This window comes from Vibrio penaeicida (assembly GCF_019977755.1).
GTDB classification, from domain to species: Bacteria; Pseudomonadota; Gammaproteobacteria; order Enterobacterales; family Vibrionaceae; genus Vibrio; species Vibrio penaeicida.
Genome location: NZ_AP025144.1, coordinates 837820 through 850367, shown reverse-complemented (window position 1 = coordinate 850367; position 12548 = coordinate 837820). Strand labels below are relative to the sequence as shown.

General features: G+C 43.7%; 7 protein-coding genes and 2 riboswitches. Of the genes, 4 read left to right on the top strand and 3 right to left on the bottom strand.

Going from position 1 to position 12548, the window contains the following annotated elements; translation table 11 throughout:
• Window positions 1–86: 86 nt before the first annotated feature.
• Both fusA and LDO37_RS04035 read right to left on the bottom strand, forming a co-directional pair.
• Window positions 87–2174, bottom strand: coding sequence for an elongation factor G (gene fusA / locus LDO37_RS04040; protein ID WP_126610216.1), 2088 nt, complete (start codon window positions 2172–2174; stop codon window positions 87–89).
• A gap of 371 nt (window positions 2175–2545) precedes the next feature.
• The gene (locus LDO37_RS04035; RefSeq protein ID WP_185829955.1) at window positions 2546–3427 is read right to left on the bottom strand and encodes a haloacid dehalogenase-like hydrolase; all 882 of its coding nucleotides are present in this window, start codon (window positions 3425–3427) and stop codon (window positions 2546–2548) included.
• 539 nt (window positions 3428–3966) lie between these two features.
• Here LDO37_RS04035 and LDO37_RS04030 point away from each other — a divergent pair.
• The 4 genes from LDO37_RS04030 to LDO37_RS04015 all read left to right on the top strand — a co-directional run bounded on the left by LDO37_RS04030 (window position 3967) and on the right by LDO37_RS04015 (window position 10962).
• Window positions 3967–5469 carry a hypothetical protein gene (locus LDO37_RS04030; protein WP_185829907.1) on the top strand — a complete coding sequence of 501 codons (1503 nt, stop codon included), beginning with the start codon at window positions 3967–3969 and terminating at the stop codon, window positions 5467–5469.
• Between the two features lie 196 nt (window positions 5470–5665).
• Window positions 5666–5764: riboswitch (cyclic di-GMP riboswitch) on the top strand.
• 39 nt (window positions 5765–5803) lie between these two features.
• Window positions 5804–7321 (top strand): hypothetical protein, encoded by a 1518-nt coding sequence (locus tag LDO37_RS04025; protein ID WP_126609226.1) that lies wholly within the window; start codon window positions 5804–5806, stop codon window positions 7319–7321.
• Between the two features lie 182 nt (window positions 7322–7503).
• Window positions 7504–7597: riboswitch (cyclic di-GMP riboswitch) on the top strand.
• A gap of 45 nt (window positions 7598–7642) precedes the next feature.
• Complete coding sequence (locus tag LDO37_RS04020; protein WP_126609225.1) at window positions 7643–9106, top strand: hypothetical protein; 1464 nt, start codon at window positions 7643–7645, stop codon at window positions 9104–9106.
• Between the two features lie 353 nt (window positions 9107–9459).
• Window positions 9460–10962: a hypothetical protein gene (locus LDO37_RS04015; RefSeq protein WP_126609224.1), complete on the top strand. Its 1503-nt coding sequence runs from the start codon at window positions 9460–9462 to the stop codon at window positions 10960–10962.
• Between the two features lie 73 nt (window positions 10963–11035).
• Here the strand turns inward: LDO37_RS04015 and radA are convergent, their stop codons facing one another.
• Window positions 11036–12415: a DNA repair protein RadA gene (radA, locus tag LDO37_RS04010; protein WP_126609223.1), complete on the bottom strand. Its 1380-nt coding sequence runs from the start codon at window positions 12413–12415 to the stop codon at window positions 11036–11038.
• Window positions 12416–12548 lie beyond the last annotated feature (133 nt).

The following is a 12548-nucleotide window of genomic DNA, read 5'->3' as shown; positions in this document are numbered from 1 at the left end:
CATCCAAAACTTAAAGAGCGTCTAATAAAACAAAAGCCCCGCCAGCAAGGCTGACGGGGCTTTCAAGTTACGTTAGAGGAAAAGAATTACTTCTTCTCTTTCTCTTCTTTAACTTTAGCGATTACTTCTTCAGCAACGTTTTGTGGACATGCTGAGTAGTGTGCGAACTCCATAGAGAACTGACCACGACCAGAAGTAATTGTACGTAGGTGACCAATGTAACCAAACATCTCAGATAGAGGTACATCAGCTTTGATACGTACGCCAGTAGTACCAGCTTGTTGGTCTTTGATCATACCACGACGACGGTTAAGGTCACCGATTACGTCACCAACGTTGTCTTCTGGAGTGAACACGTCAACGTTCATGATTGGCTCTAGAAGTTGAGCGCCCGCTTTAGGCATAGACTGACGGAATGCGCCTTTCGCTGCGATTTCAAATGCGATTGCAGATGAGTCAACTGCGTGGAAGCCACCGTCGAATAGCTCAACTTCAACGTCTAGAGTTGGGAATCCAGCAAGAACACCGTTTTCCATCATTGACGCGAAGCCTTTCTCTACTGCAGGCCAGAATTCTTTAGGTACGTTACCACCAACAACTGTTGAAGAGAACGTAAAGCCTGAGTTTGGCTCACCTGGTTTGATACGGTAGTCGATCTTACCGAACTGACCAGAACCACCAGACTGCTTCTTGTGCGTGTAGCTATCTTCAATCGCTTGAGTGATAGTCTCACGGTAAGCTACCTGAGGTTGACCAACGATTAGGTCTACGCCGTAAGTACGCTTAAGGATATCAACCTTAATGTCTAGGTGAAGTTCACCCATACCTTTAAGGATTGTTTCACCTGAATCTTCATCAGTCTCAACTTGGAATGATGGATCTTCTGCAACCATCTTACCGATAGCGATACCCATTTTCTCAGAACCGCCTTTGTCCTTAGGAGCAACAGCGATAGAGATTACTGGTTCTGGGAAGATCATTGGCTCAAGCGTACACTCGTGCTTAGGATCACATAGCGTGTGACCAGTTTGAACGTTCTTCATACCTACTACAGCGATGATGTCACCCGCTTGTGCAGAAGTCAGTTCGTTACGCTCATCTGCTTGCATCTCAACCATACGGCCAATACGCTCAGTTTTACCTGTAGCAGAGTTAAGGATTGTATCACCCTTGTTAAGTACACCAGAGTAGATACGGATGAACGTAAGTGCACCGAAGCGGTCGTCCATGATCTTAAATGCTAGAGCACGTAGTGGCTCGTCTGCAGATACTGTTGCAACTTCACCAGTTGGTTCACCTGTTTCAGCGTCTGTTAGAGGCTGAGGATCAACTTCTGTTGGAGATGGTAGGTAATCAACTACAGCGTCAAGAACGATCTGAACACCCTTGTTCTTAAATGCAGAACCACAGAATGTTGGGAAGAACGCTAGATCACGAGTACCTTTACGGATACAACGCTTGATGTCTTCGATAGAAGGCTCTTCACCTTCCATGTACGCTTCCATTAGGTCGTCGTCTTGCTCTACAGCCGTTTCGATTAGCTCTTCACGGTACTGTTCTACGTCGTCAACCATATCAGCTGGGATATCTTGGATTTCGTAGTTTTCTGGAAGACCAGAATCGTCCCATACGTAAGCTTTTTTGCTTAGTAGGTCAACAACACCAACGAACTCATCTTCGCGACCGATTGGTAGAACCATAACTAGTGGGTTAGCACCAAGTACGTTCTTCACCTGATCAACAACGTTGTAGAAATCTGCACCCATACGGTCCAGTTTGTTTACGAAGATAAGACGAGATACTTCTGATTCGTTCGCGTAACGCCAGTTAGTTTCTGACTGAGGCTCAACACCACCAGAACCACAGAATACACCGATACCGCCATCAAGTACTTTAAGAGAACGGTATACTTCAACTGTGAAGTCAACGTGTCCAGGAGTATCGATAACGTTTAGACGGTGATCGTTCCAGAAACAACTTACTGCAGCCGACTGAATTGTAATACCGCGCTCAGCTTCCTGTTCCATGAAGTCAGTTGTTGATTCACCATCGTGAACTTCACCAGTCTTGTGGATCTGACCAGTAAGCTTAAGGATACGTTCAGTCGTTGTGGTTTTACCCGCATCAACGTGCGCGAAAATACCAATGTTTCTGTATTTCGATAAATCTGCCATTGTCTTACTCTATTAATAGGATATAAAATGCGCGCAGAGTATATCACAATCTGTCAAGACTGATACCCTTGCGTGCATTTGTAGAAAAAAAACTTTTTAACATTATTTTGAAATAAAAAGTAGCTCTTGGAAGTAAAAAGTAGCCTTAAAAGTTTTTCAATTTGATGAATACGCGTTAACTCACCATGCCCCGTTACACTCCATTACCTTGAAAACACTCCATTACCTTGAAAAGGTTTGCCATTCGGCTACCTTACCTTCTTCTCAACGAGCGTTACTCTTCTTTCTTAGTTAAGAAATTCGATCTTTGAACTCTGCATTTCGAGTTTGTACAAGTATAAGTAGTGGGGACACATTTTCAGATTCAAAGGTTAGACTTTTTTATGGTTGTCTGTAAAGACACGATACCAATCATTCTTCATAGAAATACGCGTTAACTGGGTGTTATCTTGCTCAAGCCAATGTTCTATGGAGTGGCTTAAAGAGTATTGGTACTCTCTTTCGGGATCATCGTGGTCAACCACATAACATTGAGCAGATGGATTCTTCTTTAACGTCCACTCTAACAATTCAAAGTCGCCGTCCGAATTCCCGACCACCAATACTGGAGCGATTTCACAACGAGACTCAACAGAACACACTTTCTCTTCATTTATATTGAGTGCGATCGGTTGACCTCCACTTTTACCATACAGTTCAGATCCAAATACCTTATCAGCATGAATACCGAACACAGCTTCAATCCATGGACGAACAAATGGTTCGGAACTGCCAGTACAAACGTAACAAGTGAATTGCTGGGAATGAAGTTCATCTATCCACTCTTTCATAGGTAGATAAGCGAGATCCAGATAAGAACAAGAGAAATCGCGATGTTTAGCTCTATCCAGCCATTCACCACTCATCATTTCCAACTGTGTGTTCGAGTAATCAGGGTATGCAAGGTTAAAGGCATCGATTAAAACCATCCCAGAACCCGCAAACTGTTTTTCAGCCAGCGCTACTGCTTTAGAAACCTGAGAGCGAACCGTTTCATCCAAATCCTCTTGCAAAGCCACTTTTAACTTGTCAATAACAAAGAAGATTTCGGCAAAATACGGTTTCTCGCACCACATGGTGCCATCTAAATCAAACACCGCCACCCGCTTCTCTGGTGAAAGATATTGCGGAGATTGCGGGTCTATCCAATTATGCAGTGCTTGTTTCCAAGCAAAATAGACAGGGGTTTCGTTCCAATATGAAGATGAATTCAATGAAGGCTCCGTTTTTAAGTCGCACATTAAGATCAAGTTACTTCAAGAAGACATTTTCAGCGAATAATTCTTCTTTTCTTCGGTGAAAATCTCGGATGTCAACATAAAAAACAATCAAATTACTGACAGAAGATCACAATAAGAAGACAAAAAAAGTACTTTTTTATAATTTTAGTTCAAACAAAGTATGTAATACTTGAAAGGGTATCAATATTGATACCACCTATTTCCCCACCAATATTTATCAAGCAAATTAGATAGATATATATGACGGTTTTATTACATAGTTCATGGCGCTTAGTAAAGTACTAGAAAACTCACTTCCCAGACTGACCTCCACCTCATCAATTAACACTTTTATCATGTAGGCGAAGTTGCCTATTTAGCTTATTTTTCGCCCAACACTTATTGGTAAACCCGTTAACGACAGGCTGCCAATTTACCACTTTGAACTTGGGGAGAAAGTTTTAAGTGGATTGTCTATAAAAGCGGTATTTCGATAAGCACCGCACTCACTATAAATACAAGGAATGGACGTTATGACTAAGCGATTGCTCTTAACTGCCTCTACTTTGGCTCTTGCGACAGTATCAACATTTGCTGTATCTGGAGAAACTTACACTCAGAACTTTAACGGTTTCGCTAACCAGACCGATCGAGGTTCTTGGGGAACCGTGGATTTCACACCTAGTACACCAGACCTAACCCCTTCAGATAAAGCGTCATATGTTAATGACAGCGATGAACTTCAATTTGAAGTGCGTTGGACATGGAACACCATGCGTCGCATGTTAGGAAAGCAAGCTTTCAATACTTTAAGAAAGAAAATTGGGGTTCAAAAGCTTCGCCAGCTTATTGATACACAGTGTGAAGCTCGCATCGAAGTAGGCACACAACGCACATACAATTACGGTGCGCCTTCTGTTGGTGGCTATGTCGCGGAGATGGATTCAGATATCTATCACTGTAACCGCAACAATCCAAATATTACTGTAAACGGTGTTGTTTATCCTCTTTCCTATCCACAGAAATCTTCTACTGTGAATATGCGTACTTTTGTTCCAACAACACCAGGTTCTAAATACTCACTGACCATCAAGTACCACAAACGCAATTACAACTATAGCCGTTTCGGGATTACAGAAGCACAAGCGTACCGTAACATGAATGTTTGGGTTCGTGGAGCGCTTGAAGAAGCATCCCTGCAAGGTGTTGGCGATATTACTTTTACTGGACAACGTGTACGCCTGCCAGCCAATCCTTCAATCTCTGACGCCAACCAAGAAGATGGATTCAACGTAGCGACTATTAGCTTCACAGCAAATCGATTCTACACACCAATTGCATTAGCAGACAGTGGTCACCCAGACTCGTATGGTCTATTGATCAATGAAATCCAAACTGAAGTTACCGAGGTTAATCCTTTTAAAGAAACCTGTGAGCTGTTCTTCCCACCAAACAGCGGCGGTCTGAAAAAATGTCTCACCTCTGGTGGCGAACAAACACCTGATATGTTGAGCTGTAACCTAGAAGTCGACGAGACGTTAGGCAACTTCAAGGTAAATAAAGCGGGATATCGAGCTGAAGCCGAACCTTGGCGTTACGATCCAAACAACCTTTTCCACGTGAAAAACTACTACAGCGTAGGTAAAGGTGGCATCTCAACCTTGAGACTAGCGAACAATGGTCAATATTCTGGCTGTCCAATCTATGGCAAGACACTAAGATTAGAAGAGTTCACTGGTAACAACTGGGATTACACTCGCTTTGCAGAGCAAGGTTGGATTCAAGTACGACTAGCATGCTTAGACGAGAACAACATACGTGTAGCACGCTGGGAAACATTAGAAACTGAACGTCCAGATAACCTACTTATCACTAATAAGAAAGTAGATAAAGTGTTCAACGATGATGATTACCAGTCTTGTTTACTTCGCGCGATTCGCTTCGTAGACAGAACGCACCTTATCCCGGAAGACCAACCTGGTTACTCCGCAGCAAGTGATGGTTATGACGTTCGTAACCTTCGTATCGAAAATTAGAAGTCTTAGGGTCTAGTACCTTAGGTTGAACTGCATGACTCAATCTCCTCCAACCCCGGAGTTATGCAGTTCCTTTTCTCTTCGGTTCTCATTCCCGTAATCTAAATTAGCTATCTCTGATATAAGATATCAGTAGCATATGTGAGAATGCCTGTTTTCCTGCATTTTTTTTGAATGGAGATCATGTATTCTACCGCGACTCTTAGGGCTAACTCATTGAGAGATGAGGGCGCAAAATGACAGTACCTAAACAACCTTCTAGGGTGTTTGCTTTTAGGTAGGCTGCATTGCTGAGTGTTTTTACCGAGACGAAAACACAAAGGAATTTAGAGTAATGAAATTGAAACTTTTAGTTGCAGGCTTAGTTGCATTTGCAGCCACACAAGCACAAGCATTTGTACCCGCAAGTGTCATCGATAATAACAAACCAAAAGCTGAAGAGTACGTACAGGACTTTAACAGCTACAAGAATCAAGTTTGGGGTTATTGGGCAACCGTTGACCTATCACCCAATCAAACGCTTTCACCAAGTAACAAAGCTGCTTACACCACCAGCAATCAAAACATCTTATTCGAAGTCCGCTGGACTTGGAACACACTTAGAAAAATGCTGGGCTCAAACCAATTTGATGAACTTCGCAACAGCATCGGTGTAGATGAAATCCGCCGCCTTGTTGATCAAGTATGTGAAGCTCGCGCAGAAGTCGGTAAACATAAAACGTATAACTTCGGCAGCCCACTTCCTTGGTGGGAGCAAAAGAAACAGTATCTGACAGAGTTAGATTCAGATACTTATCACTGCCAGAAGCACAAGCCTGCTATCTATGTCAGCGGTAAGCGTTACGACTTGTCTTACCCTAAAAACAACGCTTCTACAGTAAACTTACGTACATTTATCCCAACAACACCGGGCTCTGAGTACGAAGTTGAAATTCGTTACACTAAACGTAACTATCACAATAGTTCCAACAATGCATACCGTGACGTAGCAGTATGGGTTCGTGGCGATATCGAATCAGCAAAACTGGATGGTGGTTCAAACGCAAGCTTTGATGGTCAGCGTGTGAGCTTACCAGCCGCTCCTAACGCTAGCCGCGATGGTCACGGTTTCTACGTTGCACGTATTAAATTTACGGCAGACCGCTTCCACACTGCAGTTGCTATTGCAGACAAAGGTCTTCCTGATTCATACGGTATCTTGGTGAACAAAGTACGTACCCATGTAACGAAAGTGAATCCAAATAAAGAAACCTGTGAAGTGCTATTCCCAGCAGGTAGCCAAGAGCTGCTTAACTGTTTGAATGGTGGCGAGCCAGCACCTGAAGTTATCAGCTGTAACCTTGAAGTGGACTCTACACTTGGTAACGTAGTGGTAGACCAAGCAGGTTACCGTGCGACAAGTGAACCATGGCGTTACGACCCTCTTAATATCCTACATACTAAGAACTTCTACGGTGTAGGTAGAGAAGGCATCACAACGTTCAACATGGCTTCTAACGGCAAATACTCTGGTTGTCCTATCAAAGGTAAGCGTCTAAGACTGGACGAGTACACTGCGAACAACTGGGACTACGAGCGTTGGGCAGAGCAAGGCTTAGTGAAAGTTAAACTTTCTTGTGTTGACAATGGTATCCGTGCGAGCCGCTGGGAAGTCATTGAAACTGAGCTAGAGAACAATTATCTAATCACAAACAAGAAAATCGACAAATTGTTCAACGACGCTAAGTACGACAACTGCTTGCTTACAGCAGTACGTTTTGTTGACCGTACGCACCTAATTCCAGAATCACAGTCTGGTTACGATGCGAACAGTGATGGTTTTGATGTACGTGCTATGCGTATCGAAAACTAAACACCTTTTCGAGTAATACCTTCCTAAAATGTCACCGCTTGCCGGTGGCATTTTTTATGTCACGAACACATGGATGGTAGCGAATTTCACTCTCTCTTATTCTTAAAAGAAAGACTGTAAATCGAAGTTAAGAATTTATTTATATTAGCCTTTTTTTCGTTTCTGCCTGTTCTAATCTATCACCACTCTTAGGGCAAACTGATTGAAAAATCGGGACGCAAAATGACAGTACCTAACATCGCAGTGGTATGCATTCAGGTAGGCTGCATTGCTGAGTGTTTCTGTTAAACACAAGGATTAGAGTCATGATAAAAAAAAACATTGGCAAGTTTAAGCCTAGCTTCTGCAGTCTTAGCTTTCCCTATCGCAGCAGACACATTAGACAAATACACCCAACTATTTAATACCTATCAAAATCAGCTAGAGCACGGCACATGGGGGTTGGTTGATTTTACGCCTTCCGGTGAGCAGCTAACGCCTAGTAACCCACAAGCTTACACATCAGGCAGTACGTTACTGTTTGAACCTCGTTGGACCAAGCGCACCATGCGTCATGTGCTCGGGAAATCGCAATACCAGTATTTGGAAAGCACCATTGGCGAAGAAGAAGTTCGCCGCCGTATCAATAATCACTGTGAAGCTCAATTGGAGGTGGGGACATCTAAAACTTACGGTCAACAATACAAAGGCGGGGGTTATCTTGCAGAGCTAGATTCAGACACATCACATTGCCCTAAAAATCGTCGCTTAAATGTTGGTGGAACGTACTACCCTCTTAACTTCAATAATAATGAAGCCGCAGTCAACATTCGCACCTTTGTACCGACAACTCCGGGTGCGGAGTATCGCTTGGTATTTAAATATCAAAGACGCGCCTACACACCGACCTCACAAGCGAATAACTACTACCGCGACCTTATCAACAATGTCGGTGGAGAAGTGACGAGTGCGACAGTGAATGGACATGGTGGCGTTGGGATCAGCGGTCATCGCCTACAATTTCCTATTCAGTTGAACGACACTAACCTTATAAAAGGTTTCAACAAAGCAGTCGTTCACTTTAAAGCCGACCGTTTTCATACACCAATCGTCTTTCGCGACAAAGGGTTACCTGACTCTTATGGGTTAATGTTGAAAGACGTAAAAGTATTCGTCACGAAGCAAAACCCAAATAAAGAGCTTTGCGAACTTCTTTACCCGGCTGGAAGCGCTGAACTGCAGAATTGCTTGAATGGCGGCTCCACGGGTGTGCCTTCTGAAATAAGCTGTAACCTGAACATCGACTCTCAGTTGGGTAACTTTGTAGTTGATGAAGCAGGCGAACGAGCACTAAGTGAGCCGTGGCGCTACGACCCTCAAAATATCTTCAGCTGGAAACAATTCTACTCAGTGGGCAAAGGCGGTATTTCCACATTCAACATGTCGAACAACGGCAAACTTTCTGCTTGCCCTATCTTCAACAAGCAAATCACCTTGCAAGAGTTCACGTCAAACAACTGGGACTACGAACGTTACGCAGAACAAGGTTATGTGCTTGCCAAATTGAACTGTTTAGCGGCTAACGGTACGCGAGAAACTCGTTGGGAAACCATAGGAACTGAACGCGACGACAACCTTTTGGTCACGCAAGGGAAAATAGATAAAACCTTTAACGACGCCAAATACCAACATTGTTTGTTGCTCGCACTACAATTTGAAGACCGTACGCATATCATACCCACCACTCAGGCTGGATATGACGAAAATAACGATGGCTTTGACATCCGTAATTTAAAACTACAATAGTTTTAAAAAGGAAAAATTAGGCATTAAAAATCAAAAAACTTAACTTCAAAACGCCACTTTCAATGACAGTGGCGTTTTTTATTTGAATCCCTCCTTATGTCTCGGCTACGACACAAATCCATTTCCGCGTATTGAGACAAACGTACGTGTTTAAGACTTCGGATAAAACACCAAAAACAATGTGGTTATTTAATGTAATCTGCGACCACTCTCTTAACTAAGCAAAGGCATTGGGGGAAAAGAGTCTTAGGCGTTAACAACCCAAAACAATCTATTCAGGTTGCATAAAAGACCACAAGTTTATTTGCTTACTTTCCAGAGTGTTCTATTGATTCAAATATGGAGTATTTACCTTGAAACTTAATCGTTTGAGCACTGATGCAAACTACACAAAATCGAACACCTTATCGTTTCCTTTCAGTAAAGCATTGACCATTTCTGCACTTTGCTTACCAACCTTAGCCACAGCTGACACCTTTGTTCAGGATTTCAGTGGGTTCCATAACCAATTCCAGAATGGAAACTGGGGAATGGTTGACCTTACGCCAAATAACACCGTTTTGTCTCACGACAACCCAGAAACATACACTCAAAATGGTCGTCTGCTTTTTGCCGCTCACCTAACTTCAGCTTCGTTAAATCAAATCTTGGGTAACACTCAATATCAATACCTATCTCAGGCAGTGGGTGATAACGAGCTAAGGCGCTTAATCAATGAACAATGTGAAACGCGATTGGAGATTGGTATAGCAAGCCGGAAAGGAGCAGTCTTCTCAGATTCGGACTACAGTGCCGCTTTGCGAGCAGACCTAAGCTACTGCGGCCCAAATAAGCGTATCTCCGTTGGCGGAGAACTTTACGCCTTAAACTTTAATGCTAACCAAACGCCTGTATTGCTACGCACATTTATCCCAACAATACCAGGAGCCAAATACAATGTTAGCTTTGATTATCAACGAGCGAGTGGTAATCAAAATGTCATCGTTAAGGTCAACGGCAAAATCACATCAGGAACAGCGAATGGCAGTGCTCATAAGGTTTTGGTGAACGAACCCAGAATTGATTTCCCAGTCAATGGGTACGATGGTTATGCGCCCAAGGTCAATGGCATGAACAAAGCCAGCGCCGTTTTTGTTGCCAACCGTACCTATACTCCCGTCGTGATCAGCGGAGGCAATCATTCTGATGCTTCTCAATTGCTAGTGCAAAACGTTAAAGTCGCCAAGTTGGCTGACAACCCAAATACAGATATGTGCAACCTATTCTTCCCTGCGGGTAGCCCACAGTTCAATCAGTGTATGAGTGGAAACCCAAGTCACATGCCTTCGAATTGGGGCTGTGATATGTACATTGATGACGCGGTAGGTAACTTTACAGTAAATAAACCGGGGCAACGTGTTGATGAAGCATGGCGTTACGAACCGCGCAACATCTTTCACCAGAAGCGTTTCTACGCAGTTGGCAAAGGCGGTGTCTCTTCATTCCGCATGACAAAAAGCGGTCAGTTCTCATTCTGCCCTATCTACGGCAAAACACTGTCTATGGAAGAGTTCACCAGTAACAACTGGGATTATGAGCGTTACCCAGAACAAGGGTTGATCAAAGTCCGCTTGTATTGCTTAGACGAAAATACCCAAACTCGATACACTCAATGGGAGTTTTTAGAAACGGGCGAAGACAACAACTATTTACTAACGAACCGTAAGGTCAGCAAGACATTTAACGACGATCAATATAAAAATTGTGCGTTAGATATCATTCGCTTTTTCGACAAAACACACCTGATTCCACCAACGCAATCTGGTTATGCTCCCAATAGTGACGGTTACGAAATCCGTAACCTGAAGCTTCAATAAACAAAAAAGCCACCGCGAGGTGGCTTTCATTCAACTTTTAAACCAAGTCATCTTGATGATAAGAGTATAAAGCTTACAACTCATCAAACGCTTCGATGGCTTCTGACAGCTTCTTAACACCATGGATTTGCATGCCTTGAATTCCGCCTTTTGGCATATTGGCGGCTGGGACAATGGCTTTGGTGAAGCCGTGTTTGAACGCTTCCATTAATCGCTCTTGTCCACTGGGTACAGGGCGGATTTCACCCGCTAGCCCAACCTCACCAAACACCACGACATCTTTCGGCAATGGTCGGTCTCGAAAGCTCGATAATAACGCCATCACTAACGCAAGGTCGGCACTGGTTTCAGTCACCTTAACCCCGCCAACCACGTTCACGAATACGTCTTGGTCGGCCATTTGTAAACCGCCGTGTTTATGTAAAACGGCAAGCAACAAAGACAAGCGGTTTTGCTCCAGCCCCACCGCCACTCGGCGAGGGTTAGCCAACTGCGAATAATCCACCAACGCTTGAATTTCAACTAAAAGTGGACGCGTTCCTTCCCACACCACCATGACTGAACTGCCAGAAGTTTCCTCTTCCCCACGAGATAAGAAAATGGCAGAAGGGTTACTGACTTCTTTTAGCCCTTGCCCTGTCATCGCGAACACACCCAGCTCATTCACCGCACCAAAACGGTTTTTGTGGCTGCGCATAGTACGGAAACGCGTGTCTGTACCACCATCTAACAAGACCGAACAGTCAATAATGTGCTCCAACACTTTTGGTCCTGCCAACGTGCCATCTTTCGTCACGTGACCAACAATAAAAACGGCCACATTGTTCTGTTTGGCGTAGCGCGTTAGAGCAGTTGCGGACTCACGAACCTGCGCCACACTACCCGGTGACGATTGCACATCGGCAACATGCATCACCTGAATGGAGTCGATCACCATAATGCGAGGCTGTTCTTTTTCTGCAATTTGGCAAATTTTATCGACATTGGTTTCAGACAACATGCTGAGGCTATCTTTAGGCAAGCCCAATCGCGATGCTCGCATTGCGACCTGTTGTAAAGACTCTTCACCTGTCACATATAGCGAAGGCATTTGGCTTGAAAGCAAACACATGGTTTGTAAAAGAAGTGTTGATTTACCGGCTCCAGGGTTACCACCAATCAGAATAGCCGCTCCCGGCACAATTCCACCGCCAAGTACTCTATCTAATTCTTTGAACCCACTAGAAAAACGAGGCACTTCTTGAAGATCAATTTCCGACAGTTTTTGTACTTTGGATTCTGTTCCAGAGCCTGCATACCCTGAAAGTCTTTCATTACGGGCTACTGTTGGCGAAGCGGCAAGACGAATTTCAGATATGGTGTTCCACGCCCCACAAGCATTGCACTGCCCTTGCCAGCGGGGGAAATCTGCACCACAATCATTACAAACATATGCACGTTTTGCTTTCGCCATAGAACTTGCCGTCCCTCAATTATTTACAATAAAAATTTAACATTGGGGTCATATCTCTGATCATAAGAGTATAATTATTTTAAAGATAACGATTACGTCGTCGATAACCCAGTTAGGACAGGTACTTTAACAG

Excerpts from the sequence above, each read along its gene's own strand:
- fusA (WP_126610216.1), bottom strand. The coding sequence starts at position 2,174 with ATGGCAGATTTATCGAAATACAGAAACATTGGTATTTTCGCGCACGTT.
- LDO37_RS04030 (WP_185829907.1), top strand. The coding sequence starts at position 3,967 with ATGACTAAGCGATTGCTCTTAACTGCCTCTACTTTGGCTCTTGCGACA.
- LDO37_RS04025 (WP_126609226.1), top strand. The coding sequence starts at position 5,804 with ATGAAATTGAAACTTTTAGTTGCAGGCTTAGTTGCATTTGCAGCCACA.
- radA (WP_126609223.1), bottom strand. The coding sequence starts at position 12,415 with ATGGCGAAAGCAAAACGTGCATATGTTTGTAATGATTGTGGTGCAGAT.